20 protein-coding genes are annotated in these 20,412 nt (G+C 67.7%); 16 read left to right on the top strand and 4 right to left on the bottom strand.

What is annotated here, in order from left to right; all coding sequences use genetic code 11:
• Nucleotides 1-20 precede the first annotated feature (20 nt).
• The 6 genes from D3869_RS10120 to D3869_RS10095 all read left to right on the top strand — a co-directional run bounded on the left by D3869_RS10120 (nucleotide 21) and on the right by D3869_RS10095 (nucleotide 6,466).
• Nucleotides 21-1,055: an ABC transporter substrate-binding protein gene (locus tag D3869_RS10120; protein WP_137139945.1), complete on the top strand. Its 1,035-nt coding sequence runs from the start codon at nucleotides 21-23 to the stop codon at nucleotides 1,053-1,055.
• A gap of 54 nt (nucleotides 1,056-1,109) precedes the next feature.
• On the top strand, nucleotides 1,110-2,258 hold the full coding sequence (locus tag D3869_RS10115; RefSeq protein WP_137139944.1) for an LLM class flavin-dependent oxidoreductase: 1,149 nt from the start codon (nucleotides 1,110-1,112) through the stop codon (nucleotides 2,256-2,258).
• A 7-nt stretch (nucleotides 2,259-2,265) separates the two neighbouring features.
• Nucleotides 2,266-3,231: a D-isomer specific 2-hydroxyacid dehydrogenase family protein gene (locus D3869_RS10110; protein WP_211114935.1), complete on the top strand. Its 966-nt coding sequence runs from the start codon at nucleotides 2,266-2,268 to the stop codon at nucleotides 3,229-3,231.
• A 27-nt stretch (nucleotides 3,232-3,258) separates the two neighbouring features.
• Nucleotides 3,259-4,044, top strand: a complete 786-nt coding sequence (locus D3869_RS10105; protein ID WP_137139942.1) for a class II aldolase/adducin family protein — start codon at nucleotides 3,259-3,261, stop codon at nucleotides 4,042-4,044.
• A 191-nt stretch (nucleotides 4,045-4,235) separates the two neighbouring features.
• Nucleotides 4,236-5,240, top strand: a complete 1,005-nt coding sequence (locus D3869_RS10100; RefSeq protein ID WP_137139941.1) for an ABC transporter substrate-binding protein — start codon at nucleotides 4,236-4,238, stop codon at nucleotides 5,238-5,240.
• 47 nt (nucleotides 5,241-5,287) lie between these two features.
• The gene (locus tag D3869_RS10095; protein ID WP_247895612.1) at nucleotides 5,288-6,466 is read left to right on the top strand and encodes an acyl-CoA dehydrogenase family protein; all 1,179 of its coding nucleotides are present in this window, start codon (nucleotides 5,288-5,290) and stop codon (nucleotides 6,464-6,466) included.
• Between the two features lie 138 nt (nucleotides 6,467-6,604).
• On the opposite strand, the gene D3869_RS10090 is transcribed toward D3869_RS10095, so the two are convergent.
• Complete coding sequence (locus D3869_RS10090; protein ID WP_137139940.1) at nucleotides 6,605-8,347, bottom strand: putative bifunctional diguanylate cyclase/phosphodiesterase; 1,743 nt, start codon at nucleotides 8,345-8,347, stop codon at nucleotides 6,605-6,607.
• Between the two features lie 471 nt (nucleotides 8,348-8,818).
• On the opposite strand from D3869_RS10090, the gene D3869_RS10085 reads away from it, so the two are divergent.
• From D3869_RS10085 to D3869_RS10070, 4 genes are all read left to right on the top strand, one after another.
• Nucleotides 8,819-9,973: a glutathione-independent formaldehyde dehydrogenase gene (locus tag D3869_RS10085; protein ID WP_038529456.1), complete on the top strand. Its 1,155-nt coding sequence runs from the start codon at nucleotides 8,819-8,821 to the stop codon at nucleotides 9,971-9,973.
• A gap of 78 nt (nucleotides 9,974-10,051) precedes the next feature.
• Nucleotides 10,052-10,381, top strand: coding sequence for an FmdB family zinc ribbon protein (locus tag D3869_RS34735; RefSeq protein WP_137139939.1), 330 nt, complete (start codon nucleotides 10,052-10,054; stop codon nucleotides 10,379-10,381).
• Nucleotides 10,382-10,579: 198 nt separating this feature from the next.
• The gene (locus tag D3869_RS10075; RefSeq protein ID WP_137139938.1) at nucleotides 10,580-11,680 is read left to right on the top strand and encodes an NADH:flavin oxidoreductase; all 1,101 of its coding nucleotides are present in this window, start codon (nucleotides 10,580-10,582) and stop codon (nucleotides 11,678-11,680) included.
• Between the two features lie 660 nt (nucleotides 11,681-12,340).
• On the top strand, nucleotides 12,341-13,534 hold the full coding sequence (locus D3869_RS10070; RefSeq protein WP_247895611.1) for a tyrosine-type recombinase/integrase: 1,194 nt from the start codon (nucleotides 12,341-12,343) through the stop codon (nucleotides 13,532-13,534).
• Nucleotides 13,535-13,729: 195 nt separating this feature from the next.
• On the opposite strand, the gene D3869_RS10065 is transcribed toward D3869_RS10070, so the two are convergent.
• From D3869_RS10065 to D3869_RS10055, 3 genes are all read right to left on the bottom strand, one after another.
• Nucleotides 13,730-14,170, bottom strand: coding sequence for a hypothetical protein (locus D3869_RS10065; protein WP_137139936.1), 441 nt, complete (start codon nucleotides 14,168-14,170; stop codon nucleotides 13,730-13,732).
• A gap of 281 nt (nucleotides 14,171-14,451) precedes the next feature.
• Nucleotides 14,452-15,225, bottom strand: a complete 774-nt coding sequence (locus D3869_RS10060) for an HNH endonuclease (protein WP_137139935.1) — start codon at nucleotides 15,223-15,225, stop codon at nucleotides 14,452-14,454.
• Nucleotides 15,226-15,241: 16 nt separating this feature from the next.
• Nucleotides 15,242-15,451 (bottom strand): helix-turn-helix domain-containing protein, encoded by a 210-nt coding sequence (locus D3869_RS10055; protein WP_137140618.1) that lies wholly within the window; start codon nucleotides 15,449-15,451, stop codon nucleotides 15,242-15,244.
• 191 nt (nucleotides 15,452-15,642) lie between these two features.
• Between D3869_RS10055 and D3869_RS10050 the strand changes: the two genes are divergently transcribed.
• The 6 genes from D3869_RS10050 to D3869_RS10025 all read left to right on the top strand — a co-directional run bounded on the left by D3869_RS10050 (nucleotide 15,643) and on the right by D3869_RS10025 (nucleotide 20,392).
• Nucleotides 15,643-16,407 (top strand): hypothetical protein, encoded by a 765-nt coding sequence (locus tag D3869_RS10050; RefSeq protein ID WP_137139934.1) that lies wholly within the window; start codon nucleotides 15,643-15,645, stop codon nucleotides 16,405-16,407.
• Between the two features lie 175 nt (nucleotides 16,408-16,582).
• Nucleotides 16,583-17,053, top strand: coding sequence for a hypothetical protein (locus D3869_RS10045; RefSeq protein WP_137139933.1), 471 nt, complete (start codon nucleotides 16,583-16,585; stop codon nucleotides 17,051-17,053).
• Between the two features lie 51 nt (nucleotides 17,054-17,104).
• Nucleotides 17,105-17,401, top strand: coding sequence for a helix-turn-helix domain-containing protein (locus D3869_RS10040; protein ID WP_137139932.1), 297 nt, complete (start codon nucleotides 17,105-17,107; stop codon nucleotides 17,399-17,401).
• Between the two features lie 4 nt (nucleotides 17,402-17,405).
• On the top strand, nucleotides 17,406-17,588 hold the full coding sequence (locus tag D3869_RS10035; protein WP_137139931.1) for a hypothetical protein: 183 nt from the start codon (nucleotides 17,406-17,408) through the stop codon (nucleotides 17,586-17,588).
• Nucleotide 17,589: 1 nt separating this feature from the next.
• Nucleotides 17,590-18,480 (top strand): DUF7146 domain-containing protein, encoded by an 891-nt coding sequence (locus tag D3869_RS10030; protein WP_137139930.1) that lies wholly within the window; start codon nucleotides 17,590-17,592, stop codon nucleotides 18,478-18,480.
• Nucleotides 18,473-20,392 carry a hypothetical protein gene (locus D3869_RS10025; RefSeq protein ID WP_137139929.1) on the top strand — a complete coding sequence of 640 codons (1,920 nt, stop codon included), beginning with the start codon at nucleotides 18,473-18,475 and terminating at the stop codon, nucleotides 20,390-20,392. The genes D3869_RS10030 and D3869_RS10025 overlap by 8 nt, the downstream gene beginning before the upstream one ends.
• The last annotated feature ends 20 nt before the right edge of the window (nucleotides 20,393-20,412 follow it).

Raw genomic sequence — 20,412 nt, 5'->3', positions numbered from 1 at the left:
AACCGCGGGACGCCCAGCCCATGCCGTTCGACCCGACCACCGCTTCCGTTTCCCGTTCCCCGTCCGGCATCGGGCGGCGCAGCCTGCTGCGCGGTGCCGCCGGAGCCTGCGGCGCCCTGGCGCTGGGCGGCCTGCCCGCCCCCTCGCGCGCCGCCTCCGGCCCGACGCCGGAAACCGTGCTCCGCATCGCCGACTACAAGGCGCTGGACGGGCTGGCGCTGGAAGCGTCCGGCCAGTTGCCGACACCCTTCCGGTCGCAGTTCGCCGAGTTCGGCTCCGGCAACCTGATCGTGGAGGCGATCAACGCCGGCTCCATCGACGTGGGGTCGAGCAGCGAGATCCCGCCCGCCTTCGGCATCGCCGCCGGGGCGCGCCTGTCCATCGTCGCCGTCGTCAAGGACGACGTGAACTGGCAGGTGGTGCTGGTTCCGCCGGACAGCCCGATCCGCTCGGTCGCCGATCTTAAGGGCAAGCGCGTCGGCTATGTCCGCGCCACCACCACGCAATATTACCTCGCCAAGATGCTGGGCGAGGTCGGGCTGCGCTTCACGGACATCCAGCCGGTCGCCCTGACCCCGGCGGAAGGACAGGCGGCCTTCGAGCAGGGCGCGCTCGATGCCTGGGCGATCTACGGCTATTCCGTGCCCTTCGCCATCAAGAAGGGGGCGCGGGTCCTCGTCACCTCCAACGGCTATCTGTCGGGCAATTACCTGTATCTCGCCTCGCCCGACGCGCTGGCCGAGCCGGGCAAGGCGGCGGCCATCGGCGAATATTTCCTGCGGCTGCGCCGCGCCTTCGCCTGGCGCGCCGCCAATCTGGAGCGCTGGGCGCAGGTCCATTCCGCGGCCATCGGCGTCTCCGCCGAGATCGACCTGGAAATCCTCCGGAAGAATTCGCGCCAGCGCGACCTCGCGCCGATCACCGATGCCGACGTCGCCTCGGCCCAGAACGTCGCCGACACCTTCCACCAGCTGGGTGTGCTGCCCAGGCGGATCGACATCGCCCCGGCCTTCGACCGCCGCTTCAACGACATCCTGTCGCGTCCGCTCAGCTGACCGGACGCCGCCCCAATCCCGCCCCATCGCCACGCACTTGAAGGGATCGCCCCCATGACCGTTTCACCCACCGCATCCGTTACCGCTTCCGCCCACCCGCTGCGCTTCGTCGGCTTCGTCGGCAACCACAATGCGTCGGAGATCATTCCGCGCCAGGGGCCGGTGGTCGACCGCGACTACATCGAGACGGTCGCCAAGGCCCATGAGCTGGGCGGCTTCGACGCGGTGCTCCAGGCCTTCCATTCCGACGCGCCGGACAGCCTCCAGGTCAGCCAGCACATCACCAGCGTGACCGACCGGCTGGGCGTGCTGATCGCCCACCGCCCCGGCTTCCAGGCGCCGACCATCCTGGCCCGCCAGTTCGCCACGCTCGACCAGCTGAGCCGGGGCCGGGTCGCCATCAACGTCATCACCGGGGCCGAGCGCAGCGAGCTGGCGCGCGACGGCAACAGCGTGGACGACAAGGACGACCGCTACGCCCGCACGTCGGAGTTCCTCGACATCGTGCGCGCCGAATGGACCAGCGGGACGCCCTTCGACTACGCGGGCAAGTACTACCGCGTCGAGCAGGCCTTCTCGCAGGTGAAGCCCTACAACGCCTCGGGCATCCCGGTGTGGATCGCCGGCGCTTCGCAGGCCGCCATCGACGTCGCGGGGCGCCACGCCGACACCTTCGCCCTGTGGGGCGAGACCCACGAGCAGGTGCGCGAACTGCTGGGCCGCGTGCGCGCCGCCGTCGCCAAGGCGGGCCGTCCGCAGCCGGCCTTCAGCCTGTCGCTGCGCCCGATCCTGGCCGACACCGAGGAGGCCGCCTGGGCCAAGGCCGACGCCATCCACCAGAAGGCCAAGGCGCTGCTGGACAAGACCGGTTTCCGCCGCGGCGATCTGCCCAACAACGAGGGCGCCCGCCGCCTGATCGCCATCGCCGATGCCGCCGCCGACAAGGGCCACCGCCACGACAAGCGGCTGTGGACCGCCATCGCCGGCCTGACCGGGGCCAAGGGCAACTCCACCTCGCTGGTCGGCACGCCGGATCAGGTGGCCGACGCGCTGCTGGACTATTACGACCTCGGCATCACCACCTTCCTGATCCGCGGCTTCGACCCGCTGCCCGACGCCATCTCCTATGGCCGGGAGCTGCTGCCCCGCGTCCGCCAGCTGGTGGCCGAGCGCAGGCAGGCCCAAGCCGCCGCGGCGGAGTGAGGGCGTGGTGGCGGGCCGATCGCCGGTCGTCCTCAATCAGATCGGCGCCCTGGTGGGAGAGCGGATCGCCGCTCACCCGTCGCGTCCGACGGTGCTGCGGCACGAGGACGGCCGGCCGCCCTGGGACATCCCGGACGGGGTGGAGGTGCTGCTGACGCGCCCGCTGATCGGCTGGGACGCGGCGCCCGCCGCACGCCCCGCCGGCTGGGCGCGGGGGCTGCGCTGGATACAGTCGGCCTCCACCGGCATGGACGTCTACCCGCCCTGGCTGCTGGACGGGGCGCCGCTGGTCACCTGCGCCCGCGGCGTCTCCGCAGTGCCCATCGCCGAATATGCGCTGGCCGCCGTGCTGGCCTTCGAGAAGCGGCTCGACGCCGTGCGCCTGCGCGGACCGGAGGACTGGCGGCGGGAGACGCTGGGCGGCCTGTCGGGCCGGCGGCTGGGGCTGGCCGGTTTCGGCGCCATCGGGCGGGCGGTGGCGGAGCGGGCGCGAGCCTTCGGTATGTCCGTCGGCGCCGTGCGCCGGTCCGGCTGGGCCGGGTCGGAGACGGGGCCGGAGGTGGAGCCCTTCGACCGGCTCGAAGACCTCATCGCGGTCAGCGACCATCTGGTGCTGGCCCTGCCGCTGACCGCCGCCACCCGCGGCGTGGTCGGTGCGGACCTGCTGGCGCGGGCCAAGCCGGGGCTGCATCTGGTCAACGTCGCGCGCGGCGCGCTGGTCGATCAGGAGGCGCTGCTCGCCGCCATCGAGGCGGGGCGGATCGCCGGGGCCACCCTGGACGTGACCGAGCCCGAACCACTGCCCGCCGGCCACCCTTTCTACCGCCATCCGGCGATCCGCCTGACGCCGCATCTGTCCTGGTCCGCCCCGGACGTGGAGCCGCGGCTGGCCGAGCGAATCCTGGCCAACCTGGACGCCTACGCGCGCGGCGAGCCGCTGCGCGACGTGGTGAACGTCCAGGCCGGCTACTGACCCCATCCCTTGAGGAGCGTCCTTCCGATGACCCACATCCAGCCCCGCCCCCGCAAGTTCTGGCCACCCGTCGATCCGGTCACTTACACGAGCGTCGAGGAGGAGCGGCAGCACCGCAAGCAGCGGCTGGCGGCCACCTTCCGCCTGTTCGGGCGCTACGGCTACGACAAGGGGCTGGCCGGCCACGTCACCGCCCGCGATCCGGAGCATCACGACCGCTTCTGGATCAACCCGCTGGGCCAGCACTTCAGCACCATCCGGGTGTCCGACCTGCATCTGGTGGACATCGACGGCAACGTCCTGCACGGCGACCGCGCCATCAACCAGGCCGGCTTCACCATCCATTCGGCCATCCACCGCTCCCGCCCCGACGTGGTGGCCGCCGCTCACACCCATTCGACCTACGGCAAGGCGTGGTCGTCGCTCGGGCGGCCGCTGGCCCCGCTGAGCCAGGACGCGGCGGCCTTCTACGAGGATCAGGTGATCTTCGACCCCTACACCGGCGTCGTGCTGACCGAGGGCGAGGGCCGGCGGCTGGTCGAGGCGCTGGGCGACCGCAAGCTGGCGATCCTGAAGAACCACGGCCTGCTCACCCTCGGCCCGAGCGTGGAGGCCGCCGCCTGGTGGTTCATCAGCGCCGAGGACGCCGCCCACACCCAGCTTCTGGCGGAAGCCGCCGGCACGCCGCAGCCCATCGACCACGAGACCGCCCTGCTGACCCGCGCGCAGGTCGGCACCCAGCAGGGCGGCGCCTACAACTTCCACCCGCTGTGGGAATGGATCGTCGCGGCGGAGCCCGACCTGCTGGACTGACCTCAAGTCCCTCTCCCGCCCCGGGAGAGGGTGCCCGCGAAGCGGGCGGGTGAGGGTCGCACAAAGGTCGAGCACTGATCCTCGGCGGCACCCTCACCCTCCCACGCTGACGCGTGGGCCCCTCCCTCTCCCGGGGCGGGAGAGGGGATGCCAACCGCCCGCCCCCGTTCCTCCGCAAAGGCTCCCGCACCATGACCGCAAAGCCCGCCTTTCCCCTTCTCAGCCGCCGCGGCGTGATCGCCGCCGGCGCCGTTGGCGCCGTGGCGCTGTCCGCGCCCTTCGTCCTGCGCCGCCGCGCGCTGGCGGCGGAGCCGCTCCGCCTGTCCTGGAACGCGGGGGCCGTCTGCTTCTCCGCCGTGCCGCTGGCCTTCAAGCTAGACCTGTTCAGGAAGCACGGGCTGGAGGTCGACCTGATCAACTTCACCGGCTCCACCGACCAGCTTCTGGAGGCCATCGCCACCGCCAAGGCGGACGCCGGGGTCGGCATGGCGCTGCGCTGGCTGAAACCGCTGGAACAGGGCTTCGACGTGAAGATCTCGGCGGGCCTGCATGGCGGCTGCATGCGGCTGATCGGGTCCAGGGCGGCGGGTGTGAACACCGTGCTGGACCTGCCGGGCAAGACCATCGGCGTCAGCGACATGGCCAGCCCGTCGAAGAACTTCTTCTCGATCGTCCTGTCCAAATTCGGCATCGATCCGGCCAAGGACGTCGAATGGCGCCAGTATCCCGCCGACCTGCTGGGGCTGGCGGTGGAGAAGGGCGAGATCCAGGCGCTGGCCGATGGCGACCCGCTGGTCTGGCGCCACACCCAGAACCCTGAGCTGGTGGAGATCACCAACAACGTCTGCGGCGAGTACTCCACCCGCACCTGCTGCCTCGTCGGGGTGCGTGGCAGCCTGCTGCGCGACAACCGCCCGGCGGCCAAGGCGCTGACCGCGGCGCTGATCGAGGCGCAGCACGCCGCCTACGCCGACCCGCGCGCCGCAGCCGCGGCCTATGCCCCCTTCGCCCCGAAATTCCCGGTGGAGGATCTGGAGGCGATGCTGCGCAGCCACGCCCACAACGTCACCCCCATTGGCGACGCGCTGCGCCAGCAGCTCGCCCTCTACACCGACGAGCTGAAGAGCGTCTCGGTCATCAAGCGCGGGACCGACAGCCAGCGCTTCGCCGGACGCATCACGGTGGATCTCGTCTGACCGCCGTCGCCGTCCAGTTTCCCCTTCTCGCAGCGGACCGACCCGACATGCCCCCCGACACGCTCCATGCCGACTTTCCCTTCGAGCCCGCGCCCCTCGGCGGGGCAGCCCCCGCCCCGGTGGTGGACGAGGCCGAGATCGCGGCGCTGGCCGCCCGCTTCGCGCTTCGCGCCGCGGAGCACGACGACGCCGCCAGCTTTCCCTTCGAGAATTTCGAATGGCTGCGGGAGGCGGGACTGCCGGCGCTGGTCGTTCCGACGCCGCTGGGCGGCAGGGGCGGCGGGCTGAGGGACGCGTTGGCCGTGGTCGGCGGGCTCGCGCGGGGGGAACCGTCCACCGCCCTGGTGCTGGTGCTGCAATACGCCATCCTCAACCAGATCCGGCGCAGCGTCGGCTGGCCGGAGCCTCTGCGCGACCGCATCCTTCGCAGCGCCGTGACCGAGGGCGCCGTCATCAACCTGCTGCGGGTCGAGCCGGAACTGGGCACCCCCCACCGTGGCGGCCTGCCGGCCACCGTGGCGCGCCGGGTGCCGGGGGGCTGGCGGATCTCCGGGACCAAGCTCTACTGCACCGGTCTGCCGGTGCTCTCCTGGCTCGGAGTCTGGGCGCGCACGGACGACGGCGAGCCGCTGGTCGGCACCTGGGTGGTGCCGCGCGGCGACGGCCTCGCCGAACAGGGCATCGACGTGCGGGAAAGCTGGAACCACATCGGCATGCGGGCCAGCGGCAGCCACGAGGTGATCTTCCACGACACCTTCGTTCCCGACGACCATGTGGGCGAGCTGCGCCCCGCCGCCGGCTGGACGGTGCCCGATCCGGTCGGCTCCGCCTGGCTGTCCACCCTGTTCAGCGGCGTCTACGACGGCATCGCCCGCTCGGCGCGGGACTGGTTGACCGGCTTCCTGCACGCCCGCAAGCCGACGGCGCTGGGCGGCGCCCCGCTGGCGACCGTTCCCCGCCTTCAGGAGGCGCTGGGTGCCATCGAGGCGCTTCTGCTGACCAACACGGTGCTTCTGCGCTCCCTGTCGGCATCGGCGGACGTCGGGACCGTCCCGCCGGCCAGCGACAGCCTCCTGGTCAAACACACGGTGACCAACAACGCGATCGACGCGGTCGCCAAGGCGCTGGAGATCACCGGCAATCCCGGCCTGTCCCGCGACAACCCCCTGGAGCGCCATCACCGCGACGTGCTGTGCGCCCGTGTCCATGCCCCCAGAGCGACATGATCCTGACCGGCGCCGGGCGCGCCGCCCTGGCCCGCTCCGCCCCGTAATCCGATAAAGATGATCCGGTAAAGATGATCCGGTAAAGACGAACCGGAGAAGTCGGGGGGCACGGCCGGGCGCGCCCCCCGCGTCGATTCCTCAGATCACGAAATCGCCGCGCTCCTTCTGGCGCCGCGCGTGTTCGGCGGCCAGCCGGTCGAGGGTGTCCGCGGCGGCCTGCGGCGCCTCCGGGCGGCCCAGCAGATAGCCCTGGATCAGGGTGCAGCCGTTGGCGGCCAGCCAGGCGAGTTGCTCCGGCGTCTCCACCCCCTCGGCGACCAGGGTCATCGACAGGCTGCGGGCAAGACCGATGATGGCGCGGGCCACCGCCTGCCCGCTGGCGTTCTCCCGCCCCGCGTCGCCCAGGTTGCGGGTGAAGGAACCGTCCATCTTCAGAATGTCGAAGGGCAGGTTGTTCAGATAGCTGAGGCTGGAGTAGCCGGTGCCGAAATCGTCGAGCGCCAGCCGCACCCCCAGCTCCTTCAGCCGGGTCAGGACCTGGCGGCTGAAGGCCATGTCCTCGATCAGCAGCCCTTCGGTGACCTCCAGGACCAGCCGCGACGGTTCGATCCCGGTGGCGGCCAGCGCGCCGCGCACGTTGTCGACCAGCGCCGGATCGCGAAGCTGGCGGGGCGACAGGTTGACGGCGAACTCCAGTTCGCCGTGGCCGTCCTCCTGCCATCGGCGCAGCTGGCGGCAGGCGGTCTCCAGCACCCAGCGCCCGATGGGAAGGATCAGCCCGCTGTCCTCGCACAGGGGGATGAAGGTGGACGGGGGGACCGGCGCGCCGCCGCCGGGATTCCAGCGCAGCAGCGCCTCCACCCCCACCGGGCGGCCCCCCGCGGCCTCGGTCAGCGGCTGGTAGACCAGATGGAACTCCCCGCGCTCCAGCGCCCCGGCGAGCAGGCTGCGCAACCGCGCCCGCTCCACCGTGGCCGCCATCATCGCCGGGTCGTAGCGGCAGACCGTGCCGCCACCCTGCTCCTTGGCGCGGTACATCGCCAGATCGGCCATGCGCATCAGTTCCTCCACCCCGTTGCCGTGGTCGGGATGGCGGGCGATGCCGATGCTGACGCTCACGCGGTGGCGCACGCCGCCCAGCGGAAAGGGATCGGCGGTGACGCGGGTCATCCGGTCGAGCAGGTCCGTCACCTCGCCGCCGTCGCGCTCCTCCACCAGGATCGCGAACTCGTCGCCTCCCAGGCGGGCGGCGGTGACAATCGGGCCAAGGACACCGTCGGACAGCGCCTCGCGCAGGCGGCGGGCGATCCCGGCCAGCAACTCGTCCCCCGCGGCGTGGCCGAACTGGTCGTTCACCTCCTTGAAGCCGTCGAAGTCGAGCAGCAGCAGCGACAGGCCGCCGCCCGACCGCCGTACGGCCGCCATGGCGCGTTCCAGCGCCTGATGGAACTGCACGCGATTGGGAAAGCCGGTCAGCGGGTCGAAATGGGCCAGCCAGGCCATGCGGTCCTCCGCCGCCTTGACCTGGGTGATGTCGCGGAAGACCAGCACGCCGCCGACGGAGACTCCATTCTCCATCAGAGGCCGGGCGTTCACCCGCAGCCAGACTCCGGAACCGCCGGGCGGCGGGGCGAGATAGAGGCTTTCCCGCTCCATCGCGCCGCCCCGGATGGCGCGGCCCATCGGCCAGGAGGCCGGCGGGCACGGGGTGGTCCCGTCGGCCAGCCGCAGGCGCGGTCCGAACAGCGTGTCGAAGGCCACACCGGTGAGCGGCCCGAACACCGCCTCCGCCGCCGGGTTGGCGGTGATGATCCGGCCATCCGGACCGGCGACGCACACCCCTTCCGCCATGTTGTCGAGAACGAGGCGCAGGATCGGCATCAGGCCGGCATCTCTTGGCTGCGCTTCATGGATGGAGGCGTATCGTACGGATGTGTGCGGCATGAATCCCACCATTCACGGCTGAATTATACCATCCCGAAGAAGACAATTAATATCAATGGTGTTTATTCAGATTAAAATACAATAATTAATAGTTCATTTCGGCAATGCGTTGGGATCGACGATTCCGTCGTCGTAAACCGCGTGCCGGATCGGCGGATCTTCCTGAAGATCCGGCAAGACCGCCGGGACGATTGGGTTCCATCGCACCGGAAGCCGCCGCGTTCTTCCACCATCGCCCCGAACGAACGGGGCCCCGTTGCGCTCGCCGAGGAGCCTGTAGCCGCGGACGGCCTTGCGCACGATCACTGCGCGCTACGGAAATCCCCTCAGGTAACGACCGGGTGGTCCGACGGCAGGCTGCACAACACTCTCCTTGTCCACCATGCGGCTTCAGGTCGGGAGAACGAGATGAGAGCGGTTGTCTATAACGGACCGCGCGATGTTGCGGTGCAGGACGTCCCCGACGCCCGGATCGAGAGACCGACCGACGTGTTGGTGCGGATCACGAGCACCAACATCTGCGGCTCCGACCTGCACATGTATGAGGGCCGGACCGACTTCCCGCGGGGCGGCGTTTTCGGGCACGAGAACCTCGGGCAGGTGGCCGAAGTGGGCGACGCCGTCGATCGGGTGAAGGTCGGGGACTGGGTCGCCATCCCCTTCAACATCGGCTGCGGATTCTGCAAGAACTGCGAACGCGGCTTGAGCGCGTTCTGCCTGACCACGGCGGATCGAAGCGTCGTGCCGAACATGGCCGGCGCCGCGTACGGCTTCGCCGACATGGGACCGTATCGGGGCGGCCAGGCCGACCTCCTGCGCGTTCCCTACGGCGACTACAATTGCCTGAAGCTGCCGCCGGACGCGGAGGAGCGGCAGAACGACTATGTGATGCTGGCCGACATCTTCCCGACCGGCTGGCATGTCACCGAACTCGCCGGACTGCGTCCCGGCGAGTCGGTCGTCATCTATGGGGCCGGGCCGGTCGGCCTCATGGCCGCCCACGCGGCGATGATCAAGGGCGCCTGCATGGTCATGGTCGTCGACCGTCATCCCGACCGCCTGCGCCTTGCCGGCTCGATCGGGGCCCTGCCCATCGACGATTCCAAGGGCTCCCCGGTGGACCAGGTCCTTGAGTTGACGAACGGCATCGGCGCCGACCGCGGCTGCGAGTGCGTCGGCTACCAGGCGCACGATCCGGCGGGCCACGAGCACCCCAACATGACCATGAACAATCTGGTCAAGTCGGTGAAATTCACCGGCGGCATCGGCGTGGTCGGCGTCTACACGCCCCAGGACCCGGCCCCCCAGGACCCGCTCTACAAGCAGGGCGAGATCGTTTTCGACTATGGCCTCTTGTGGTTCAAGGGTCAGACGATCGGCACGGGCCAGTGCAACGTGAAGGCTTACAATCGGCAGCTGCGCGACCTCATTTCGACCGGCCGCGCGAAGCCGTCCTTCATCATCTCGCATGAGCTGCCGCTGCGCGAGGCGCCGAACGCCTACCAGCACTTCGACGCGCGCGACGATGGCTGGACCAAGGTGGTGCTCAAGCCCGCCGCGTGACCAGCCGGGCCGGGCGGAGCCTTGTGCTCCCTCGGCCTCTCCGCCATCTCGCCGGACGGGCTCGAGCGTGAGGACGTCATGCCGATCTACGACTACGAGTGCGAAGCCTGCGGGCCGTTCACGGCGATGCGGCCCATGGCCCAGTTCCGGGACCCTTGCGCCTGCCCGGAATGCGGGGCCGCGGCACCGCGAACATGTCTCAGTGCCCCCGCCATTGCCAGCGGCAACCCGGGTGGCCGCGTTGCCCACGCCGCCACCGGGCCGAGCGCGACCGACCCGCACCGGGCTTCGGCCGCGCATCCCGCCGGCTGCGGCTGTTGCGTGCGCCGCTTGCCGCTGCCGGGCGCCCTGTCCGCGGGCGGACGGGTGTTCACGTCGCACGGGCCGGTCCGACGGAGCCGTCAGTAGCCAAGGAAGGGCTGTCCATGGCAAGCGGCATCGTGGCTGCGCAACGCCGCGACATGGCCGATTGCCGATCCTGCATGACATCGCCTGGGCAACAAGCGTCGCGGCGCTCTGTTGGCGAAGACAATCGGCGCGCAAAGAAAGACCGTGCCCTGGCTCTCACGTCCTCTTTCACCATCCATTGCAGAGGCGATCGTCACCATGAGCGTCGACATCCTCTTCCGCCCGTTCGCCCTGAAGTCGCTGACTCTGAAGAACCGGATCGTCATGGCCCCGATGACCCGGTCCTTTTCGCCGGGCGGCGTGCCGACGGACGATGTGGCCGCCTACTATCGCCGCCGGGCGGAGAACGAGGTCGGCCTGATCCTTTCCGAGGGCACCGTCATCGACCGGCCCAGCTCCTCGAACGATCCCAACGTTCCGCGCTTCCATGGCGAGGATGCGCTGGCCGGTTGGAAGAGGGTCATCGACGGCGTGCACGCGGCGGGGGGCGCGATGGCGCCGCAGATCTGGCACATGGGGGTGATGGCCCCGCACCTGTCCGGCTGGATGCCGCCGCAGCCATTCGAAGGCCCCTCGGGCCTCGTCGTGCCGGGCAAGCCCGGCGGCAACGGCATGAGCGAGCAGGACATCGCGGACACCATCGCCGCCTTCGGCCGCGCCGCGGCGGATGCGAAGCGGCTGGGCTTCGATGCGGTCGAGATCCACGGCGCCCACGGTTACCTGATCGACCAGTTCTTCTGGGCCGGAGTGAACAAGCGGACCGACGCCTTCGGCGGCCCCACCCTGCCGGAACGCAGCCGCTTCGCGGTCGAGGTGGTCAAGGCGGTGCGTGCGGCGGTCGGCGAGAACTTCGCCGTGCTCCTCCGCCTCTCGCAGTGGAAGCAGCAGGACTTCGCGGTGCGCCTCGCCAAGACGCCGGAGGAGATGGAAGCGTGGCTGGCTCCGCTGGCCGACGCGGGCGTCGACATCTTCCATTGTTCGCAGCGGCGTTTCTGGCAGCCGGAATTCGAGGGCTCGGACCTGAACTTTGCCGGCTGGGCCAAGAAGCTGACCGGCAAGGCCACGATCACCGTTGGTTCCGTCGGTCTGTCGGGCGAATTCATCGCTGCCTTCCAGGGCGAGAGTTCGCAGCCCAGCCCTCTGGACGAGTTGCTGCGCCGCTTCGAGCGCGGCGACTTCGACCTCGTCGCCGTCGGCCGGGCCCTGCTCTCCGACCCACAATGGGTCCGGAAGGTTCGCGAAGGGCGCATGGAGGCGTTGCGCGATTTCACCAAGGAAGCGCTTGCGACCCTGCTGTGACGAGCGGGCCCGAGCCGAGGTGAGGACAGCGCAGAAGGCGTCAGCTGAACAACGCCGAGTGGTGCGTCCGATAAATCTTTGACCGGGCAAGGATGACGGTCACCTCGCGGCCATCGGCAAGCAAGCCCTGCGTGGTGCCGACGCGCGCTATGCCCTGAACTGGACTTCGCCCTGAACTGGACCTCGGCCAATTTCGGAGTCGAGGGTTCAGGCGTGAACGTCCCCGAACCGGGAGACAGCGCCACGGCGGGGGAGTAACCTTTCGCGCCCTAAAGGGAAGTCGATCACGGACCGGCGGAGAAAATCGGGCACAGACCGGGCAAACAGCGCGGCTTGTGCCCCTCAACAGGGCCTATGCCTGGGAAAGTATAAGGCTAACCGCCCGGAAGTACGGTGGTATCTCGCCACTGCTGACACCACGGCGAAGTCAGCAGGAAAAACTGGCGGAGGGAGAGGCTTTATAATTGACATTTTTGGGTGTTCGCCACCGTCCACGAGCATCCGCTAACCCATTGAACCGTTGAAAGGCTCTGTCCGCACCCGTCCACGACTGTCCATTGCCATTCGCCCCCACCCGATACAGAATGTGGGGAAAATGTGGGGCAGAAGCGACGGGGAATCGAATTGCCGAAGCGGAACGGGCGTCATCCTGAAAAGGCGTTGACGGCGGTAACGGTGCGCTCCGCCAAGCCCGGCCGGCATGCTGACGGCAACGGGCTCTATCTGGAGGTGGACCCGTCCGGCGCCCGGCGCTGGCTGTTGCGCCTGATGATCCAGGGGAAGCGCCGCGACATTGGTCTCGGTTCCGCGTCCCTGGTCACGCTGGCCGAGGCGCGCGAGATGGCGCTCGACATGCGGAAGCTGGCGCGCAACGGAGGCGACCCGCTGGCCGAGCGGCGCAAGGTCCGGCAGGTGGTGCCGACCTTCAAGGACGCCGCGCGCACCTGCCACGGCGAGCACAAGGAGAGCTGGAAGAACGAGAAGCACGCGGCGCAATGGCTCGCGACGCTGGAAGCCCACGTCTTCCCGACGCTGGGGCCGGTGAAGGTGGACGAGATCGGGACACCCGAGGTACGGGACGTGCTGCTGCCGATCTGGCTGGAGAAGCCCGAGACGGCCCGCCGAGTGCGTCAGCGAATCGGTACGGTGCTGGATTGGGCTGCGGCCAAAGGCTTCCGGGAGGGCGAGAACCCGGTGCGATCCGTCACCAAGGGCTTGCCCAAGCAGAAGGACGCCGTGGAGCACTTCGCCGCCCTTCCCTTTGCCGATGTACCCGCATTCCTATCCAGGCTCCGGGAGACCGACCAGACCGGCCCCCTGGTCAAGCTGGCGCTGGAGTTCCTGATACTGACGGCGGTGCGATCCGGGGAGATGCGCGGCGCCCGCTGGACCGAGATCGACCTCGACGCGAAGCTCTGGACGATCCCAGCCGAGAGGATGAAGGCCGGCAAGGTCCATGTGGTGCCGCTGGCGCCGCGTGCCGTCACGGTGCTGGAGAAGGCGCGCGAGCTGGCGCGGAAGCCTGACGACCCCAACGCCCTGGTGTTCGAGGGCAGCAAGCCCGGCAAACCCATGTCGGACATGACCCTCACCATGCTTCTACGCCGCATGAAGCTGGAGGCGACCGCACACGGCTTCCGCTCCGCCTTCCGGGATTGGGCGGCCGAGCGGACCAACGCCCCGCGCGAGGTGGCCGAGATGGCGCTCGCCCACACCATCAAGGACAAGGTGGAGGCCGCCTATCGACGGGGCGACCTGCTGGAGAAGCGCCGCGACCTCATGAAGCGGTGGGCGCGGTTCTGTGAGGGCGAGGCCGCGAAGGTGGTCCCCCTGCCCAAGGCGGTGCGAGCGTAGAGCGATAGCCTCCCTCTCCCCCTCTACCTTCTCTATTTAGAAAAGAAAGAGAAAGGAGCGTCCCCAGCGTCCCCACCATGTCCGTACAGCACTCAAAGCATTGAGCGAGTTAGCTTTTCCGTGGGGACGCTGGCGCGAAGATCAGCGTCCCCGCAGCGTCCCCAGCGTCCCCATTCAGCGTCCCCGGCCGGGGGTTTACGCCTCGCCCGCCCGCTGGGCCACGGTTGCGCTGGTGGTTTCCGCCCGCGCGGCCAGCTTGTCCGCCATCTCCTTGGCAACGATCCCGCACCACGCGCCGATATCGTCACGGCGCTGGAGCCCTGCCCGGTCAATGAGCTTGCGCGTGTAGCCGTTTGACCGGCTTCCGGTGCGGACGGCAACGGCGACCTCACCGGGGCCGGGCTGGAGATCGTCGGGGACGGCCAGCGGCGCCCAACGGGCATCTTCGTTGGTGGCTCGCATGGCAAGCGACCTGAGAACCTTATGGAGCGGTTCCCCGGCCCTGGTGCGCGCGGCGATTTCTCGAAGTGCTGAGTGGGCGGACTGAGGGGCGAGGACGTTGATTTGCGCGACGTTGCCTTCGGCGAGGCGGGCGCGGCGCTTGGCCTGTCTGGCGGCTGCGGTTTGATCGGTCATGGCTCGTGACTAGTCACAGGTTTTCCCATACTTAGGGTGTGACTAGTCACGGTTCAAGTCACCCGCTATCTGTGACTAGTCACGATCCGGGAGGCGCTGCGATCCTGTCCGCTAACGTCCGATTTAGGACTCGACTCCTACTCCCGTATGCGGTGAGAATGGGGCCGTCAACGCCCGAAATGTATGAAGCCCGCTGCGGAGTGAAGCGGCGGGATTATTTATATGAAGGCACCAGCAGCATCGCGGTAGAGATTAAGGAAGATCAGAAGCTTTATTCTCCATCACCAAGCAATGCGAGGGGGATATGAATTTATCGCCACGTCTTTATAGAATTGCCTCAAATAAGATACCAGATCATGGAAGCATTGCATCATCAGGGAAACCCTTCCTGTTATTTCGGAACAAACCATACTAAACTCATCTCGGCCGAACAGATCGCTTTTAATTTTAGAAAAACCGCCGATTGCAACGTCAAATATCAATGCGTCCTTCCACACCCACCTCAATGCACCAATGACTTCCTGGTAATTAGTATAGAACCTTTCAAACCTCTTCATAAGAACGGTGTCGTAAAATGGATACATATGAGGATTTCCAAGTATAAATCCTTCCACCGCTTGCTCAACCTCCAGAAGTCTTATGTTGAAACTATATGGCAAATTCTCCACATCACCGGGCACGTATATAAAAGGCATATACTCCATCAATACACTAAGGGCGGAAACATCAGAAGCTCTGTCATTGCCGTTTGTAAATAGCTGATCAACTTGGTACTCATGCTGAAGCTTCAAGTTTTTCAGAAAAGCGACTGTGTATGTATTAGTATCTTGATCAATCAAAGTATGATGATCAACGCAAAGCAATATGAGGTTATCATAACCATTTATGTCACCAACAAAGTTAGCGCATCCTCTAGGGCCGGTGGGTTTCTCAGCCACAATATGCGCCATTTCTCCTGCATGATAGTTTCTATTATGTAACCTTTTCTTGCATATATTGCATCTTCCCGCTGATAGCCCATAGAGCTTTTTAGCTGTAGACGGATTTACGCTCATAACCGCCCCTCATCACTTATGCTTTATTCACCTTCAATCTCACTCCAGCCCCGCCCCCGTTTTCCGGGATGAACTCGATACCGGCCGCTTCGAGGGCAGCCCGGATAGCTTCGACTGTTCGAGGATAGAGGCTTTCGCCACGTTCAAGGCGCGTAATGGTGCTCGGAGCGACCTCCGCCAGCTTGGCGACATCACGCACGCCAAGCTCCAGAGCCGCGCGAGCCATCCGACATTGAGCGGGCGTCATTCGGCACCCACAAAGTTCAGCACCATGTGCGCAAGTTCCTCTTGACCGTCACCCACCAACTTGCGCACAGTGTACCGAACTTGCTGTAACCCGGCAAGTGGCCGGACGGGAAGGTGGAAGCTCCCGCGCCCGGCCTGACCACAACCCGAGCTGTATAGGAGCTGCGGACCATGGCTGGTTCCGAGAATACCACGACTTTGCCAGTTTCCCGCCGCCATCTGCTGGGCAGGGCTGCTGCCGTTGCTACTGTTGGGGCTGCTGCCGGTGCCGCCCTGACCGCTATCCCGCAAGATCGGGATGCGGCGATGCTGACCGCGTTCCGCCAGTGGCGGGGAGCCTGCACCATCTGCCTGGAGAGCGACGACTACAACGAGGCGGCCGACAAGGCTGAGCGGGAGGCTTGCGACTTCCTGGCCGACGCGCCCGTCCATGGCGCGGCTGGCACCGTGATGAAGCTTGCGTTCCTGGCGTACGAGGCGAGCGACCACTACGGCTACGACGACCCGGAGCACCCGGCCGTCCGCACCATGGAGTCGCTGAAGGCGTCCATTCCGAACCTGCCCCCGGAACTGGCGACGGCGGTTAGCCTGACCGTCGAGGAAACCGCCGGCATCATGGAACGGTGGTCGAAGGACTGTTCCGCCCGCTACGAAAACGAGAAGCTGGCGAAGCAATGGAAGACCTACGACCGCATCTTCAAAGAGACAAACGCCTACGACGAGGAAGAGAAGAACCGGCAACGGAGCCTAGCGGAGCCGCGCGGGGCCGATGGATTTTCGGAGAGCGAGAGCACGTTCCTGCGCTACTTCCCGGAGGCGACGGAAGAGGAGAAGCGCGCCCTTGTAGACTCCATGGACCTGATGCTGTTGGGCTTGCGCGTCCATCGGGCACTCAAGGCCCTGGCCGCGAAGAACGACATGCGGCGGGTTCCCTGAAGATCCTGGAGGATGACTTCCGAGAGGTGGACGACGACGGCCCCGGTACGGCCCTGGTAGCCGCAGCGTGAACCTGAGGGGGCCGGTTCCGCCGGCCCCCTTTAAATAACCTCTTGCTTTCCGCCAGAGGACGCCCTACCTCTTGGAAATCGCAAGAGCCAAGAGGACATACACCATGACCACCATCCCCAAGCTTACCACGGTCGCCGCGTGCCGGGTTGCGCGTATTGACCGGGACCGCTTCAACGAGCATGTCGCGGCGGGCCGTTTCCGCTGCGCTCCGTGCACGGTCCCCGGACGCGCCCGCCTGTTCGATCCCGATGACATGATCGCGCTGTGGCTGTTCCGCGACCTGATGGACGACGGCTACGAGGCGACCAAGGCCGGCTATATCGCGTGTGAGGTGGCCGACGCCGCGCGGCGACACCCCGAAGCACGCACCATCAGCTTCGTCGAGGACTACTTTGAGCCGCGCGGCGGCAGGGCATTTCCAGCGGAACAGGTTCCTGCCGCCTCCGAATGGGACCAAGTGCTTTTCAGCGGCACCGACATCCGCAAGGTCACGACGTTCAACATCGGCAAGCTGCGCGCGTTGATCGCCCACTACACCGAGGAAGAGCGCTCCATCATCGGCGAGCGCGACTGATCCCGCCGGGGGCCATCGCGCCCCCGCCCCCTTCAAGATAGGTGAATTGACATGACGACCCTGAACGGGCGGCCGGGGAACACCCCTCGGCCGCAAACGTCCCCGGCTTGCCTGGACTCCACCGATAGCCGTCCGCGCCAGAAGGGCAAGGCCATCGACCCGAGCCGCGTCGCCAAGGCCGGCTATTCCGTCCCGGAGTTCTGCTATGGGGCCGGTATCGGCCGCTCCAAGGCATACGAGCTGATGGGCGACGGCCTGATCCGCTTCGTCACGGTGGGACGCCGCCGGATCATCACCGACTCGCCCGCCGACTTCCTGGCACGTCTGGCCGGCAACGTGGAGGGCTGAGCCGATGCGCGCCGCGTCTGACTTCTTTCGCCAGAGTGACCCGGCCGAGAACCGGCAGTTCCGCCGCCTGTGGGCTGAACCGACCCGCGCCATGCGGCTCCCCGCGCCGGCACCGGCCGCCCGCACACTTAACCAGCTTGCCGCTGAGATCACGCTCGTCTGGCGTGCCGAAGCGGGAAGGGCCTGAGATGGACGCCGCCGGCATCGCCAAGGCGCTGGGCTTTGCCCGCGCTGGCCGGACCTACAGCGGCCGTTGCCCGAGCTGCGGCTATCCGTCCGGCTTCACTGTCGAGGAAGACAAAGGCCGCGTGCTGGTCAAGAGCCATGCGTGCGGGTGCTCCCAAGCCGACGTGATCCAAGCCCTTCGGGCGCAAGGGCTATGGGCGGGCGAGCCTGACCGGGCGTGGACCCCGCCGGCCCGCCGTGAACCGACTGCCCCGGCCGATCCCGACGCGAAACGGAAGGCCGCCTTGGACCTCTGGAGCCAGACCCTCCCCGCCATGGGGACAGACGCCGAGACCTATCTCCGCAACCGGGCGATCCGGCTCCCGGTGCCGCCGACCATTCGCTTTCTGCCCAACGCCAAGCACGCGCCGACCGGCCAGCGGTTCCCCTGCATGGTGGCCGCTTTCGCCCTGCATCCCGGCAATCGGGTGTGCGCGATCCACCGGACCTTTCTCGCCCCTGGTGGCACGGACAAGGCCGCCGCGCCAAGCCCGAAGATGACCTTGGGGCCGCTGAAGGGCGCCGCGATCCGGCTTGCCCCGGCGGGCTCCACTCTGCTGGTCGGGGAGGGCCTGGAGACCGTCCTGTCGGGGATGCAGGAAACCGGGCTTCCCGGCTGGGCCACCTTCTCCGCCGGCAATCTGGTTGACCTGATCTTGCCGCCCGCCGTGGCCGAAGTGGTGATCCTGGTCGATCACGACACCAACGGCGTGGGACAGCGCAAGGCCGAGGCCGCCGCCCGCCGGTTCCATGCCGAAGGCCGCCGCGTCCGCCTCGCCCTGCCTCCCGTCCCCGACACGGACTTCAACGACATCCTACGCGCGGCCACGGCTGCGGAGACCGCCCATGCCTGACGACGTTCGCAAGATCATCGAGACCGCACCGGAGTTCACGCCGCCGCCCGGTGGTGAGGACGACGACGGGCTGTCCCAGCGCGACAAGCTGATCCTGTGCGCGACAGGCGGCGAACTGTGGCGCGACGCCGATCATGTCGCCTACGCCACCGTGGAGGTGGACGGGCACCTCGAAAGCTTTGCCGTCCGGTCCAGCGCCTACCGTCGCCACCTGCTGAAGACCTACGGCGCCCGCTACAAGCAGGTGATCGCCGAGGGCGACACGAAGATCACCATCCCCGGCTCACCGTCGTCTCAGGCCCTTGCCGACGCGCTGAACAGCGTCGAAGCCATCGCCTGCAACGGGGCGGAGAAGGTGCCCGCCGTCCGCGTCGGAGAGCACGAAGGCCGTGTCGTCATCGACCTGGGCACGCCCGATTGGTCCGCCGTCGTCATCGGGCCGGACGGCTGGAGCGTCGTCTCCCGCCCGCCGTGCCCCTTCATCCGCCCGGCCGGGCTGCGCCCCCTGCCGGTGCCGCAGAAGGGTGGCCGCATTGACGAGTTGCGCCCCTTCCTCAACATCGGAAGCGACGAGGACTTCCGTCTTGCCGTGGCCTGGATCGTGGCTTGCCTGAAGCGCAAGGGGCCGTTCCCCGTCATGGTGGTGAACGGCGAACAGGGCGCGGCCAAGTCCACGTTCTGCCGCGTGCTGCGCCGGCTGGTTGATCCGAACGCGGCCGATCTGCGCTCGCCGCCGAAGGACGAGCGCGACGCGCTGATTGCCGCGCGCAACGGCTGGGTGCTGGGTTACGACAACCTGTCCTTCATCGACGGCGACCAGTCGGATTGGTTCTGCCGCATCGCGACCGGGGGCGGGTTCGCCACGCGGGCGCTCTACACGAACAACGAGGAAGTGTTGATCGACGTGTGCCGCCCGGTTCTGCTGAACGGCATTCCCGCGCTGGCATCCTGCCCCGATCTGGCCGACCGAGCCGTTGCCCTGACCCTGCCGGCGATGACGGCGGAGGCCCGCCGGCCGGAAGCCGCGTTCTGGTCGGAGTTCGACGCCGCCGCACCGCGCATCCTGGGCGCGCTGTTCGACGGCGTGTCGGTGGCCCTGCGCAACCGCGCCACGGTGACGCTCCCGCGCCTGCCCCGCATGGCCGATTTCGCCCTATGGTCCGCCGCCGGCTTCCCGGCCTTCGGGTGGAAGCCCGACCAGTTCGTTGCCGCCTACGAGACCAACCGCGCGCGCGGTGTCGAAGAGGCTGTCGAGGCCGATCCGCTGGCCGCCGCCGCGCTGGACATAGCGTCGGAGCGGTCCACCTACATTGCCACGGCGACCGCGCTTCTGGCCGAGATCAACGCCAAGGTCTCGTTGGATGTGTCACGGGATAAGGGGTGGCCGAAGGATGGCACGCGCCTGTCGAACCGTCTTCGCCGCGTCGCGCCCGCCCTGCGTGCGCTGGGTGTCGAGATCGAACTCGACCAGCATATCGGCCGTGGTGCCGATAAGAAGCGGGCGATCCGAATCCGCCGGGTGGAGGTGGGGACGCTGCGCCGTCCAGCACCGCCCCCGAAAAAACAAAGCAATCTAAAGAGCTTGGCGGCACCGGGGACGGTGTGGACGCTGGGGACGCTGATTTGCCCCCACTCTCTGGCTCCAGCCTTTGGGAGACGACGATATGACAGCCGTGTCCGTGCTGCGCGCGATCCGCGATCAAGGCGCGACCGTCCATGTCGATGGCGGCAACCTGCGGCTCCGGGCATCGGTGCCGTTGCCCACCGCCATCGTCGCCGCCGTCCGTGCGGAGAAGACCGGCTTGGTCCACCTGCTGACCAGCTACCCCGACTTTCTCGACCGCCTGGACGACTTCGAGGAGCGCGCGGCCATTCTGGAGTTCGACGCGCATCTGTCCCGTTCCGACGCTGAGCGTCGGGCGTGGGCTGAAG

The organism is Azospirillum brasilense, from assembly GCF_005222205.1.
GTDB lineage: Bacteria > Pseudomonadota > Alphaproteobacteria > Azospirillales > Azospirillaceae > Azospirillum > Azospirillum brasilense_G.
The sequence above is the reverse complement of the archived record's forward strand: the minus strand, read 5'-3'. Positions and strand labels throughout refer to the sequence as shown.

Excerpts from the sequence above, each read along its gene's own strand:
- D3869_RS10120 (WP_137139945.1), top strand. The coding sequence starts at position 21 with ATGCCGTTCGACCCGACCACCGCTTCCGTTTCCCGTTCCCCGTCCGGC.
- D3869_RS10115 (WP_137139944.1), top strand. The coding sequence starts at position 1,110 with ATGACCGTTTCACCCACCGCATCCGTTACCGCTTCCGCCCACCCGCTG.
- D3869_RS10105 (WP_137139942.1), top strand. The coding sequence starts at position 3,259 with ATGACCCACATCCAGCCCCGCCCCCGCAAGTTCTGGCCACCCGTCGAT.
- D3869_RS10100 (WP_137139941.1), top strand. The coding sequence starts at position 4,236 with ATGACCGCAAAGCCCGCCTTTCCCCTTCTCAGCCGCCGCGGCGTGATC.
- D3869_RS10095 (WP_247895612.1), top strand. The coding sequence starts at position 5,288 with ATGCCCCCCGACACGCTCCATGCCGACTTTCCCTTCGAGCCCGCGCCC.
- D3869_RS10090 (WP_137139940.1), bottom strand. The coding sequence starts at position 8,347 with ATGCCGATCCTGCGCCTCGTTCTCGACAACATGGCGGAAGGGGTGTGC.
- D3869_RS10085 (WP_038529456.1), top strand. The coding sequence starts at position 8,819 with ATGAGAGCGGTTGTCTATAACGGACCGCGCGATGTTGCGGTGCAGGAC.
- D3869_RS34735 (WP_137139939.1), top strand. The coding sequence starts at position 10,052 with ATGCCGATCTACGACTACGAGTGCGAAGCCTGCGGGCCGTTCACGGCG.
- D3869_RS10075 (WP_137139938.1), top strand. The coding sequence starts at position 10,580 with ATGAGCGTCGACATCCTCTTCCGCCCGTTCGCCCTGAAGTCGCTGACT.
- D3869_RS10065 (WP_137139936.1), bottom strand. The coding sequence starts at position 14,170 with ATGACCGATCAAACCGCAGCCGCCAGACAGGCCAAGCGCCGCGCCCGC.
- D3869_RS10060 (WP_137139935.1), bottom strand. The coding sequence starts at position 15,225 with ATGAGCGTAAATCCGTCTACAGCTAAAAAGCTCTATGGGCTATCAGCG.
- D3869_RS10055 (WP_137140618.1), bottom strand. The coding sequence starts at position 15,451 with ATGGCTCGCGCGGCTCTGGAGCTTGGCGTGCGTGATGTCGCCAAGCTG.
- D3869_RS10050 (WP_137139934.1), top strand. The coding sequence starts at position 15,643 with ATGGCTGGTTCCGAGAATACCACGACTTTGCCAGTTTCCCGCCGCCAT.
- D3869_RS10045 (WP_137139933.1), top strand. The coding sequence starts at position 16,583 with ATGACCACCATCCCCAAGCTTACCACGGTCGCCGCGTGCCGGGTTGCG.
- D3869_RS10040 (WP_137139932.1), top strand. The coding sequence starts at position 17,105 with ATGACGACCCTGAACGGGCGGCCGGGGAACACCCCTCGGCCGCAAACG.
- D3869_RS10035 (WP_137139931.1), top strand. The coding sequence starts at position 17,406 with ATGCGCGCCGCGTCTGACTTCTTTCGCCAGAGTGACCCGGCCGAGAAC.
- D3869_RS10030 (WP_137139930.1), top strand. The coding sequence starts at position 17,590 with ATGGACGCCGCCGGCATCGCCAAGGCGCTGGGCTTTGCCCGCGCTGGC.
- D3869_RS10025 (WP_137139929.1), top strand. The coding sequence starts at position 18,473 with ATGCCTGACGACGTTCGCAAGATCATCGAGACCGCACCGGAGTTCACG.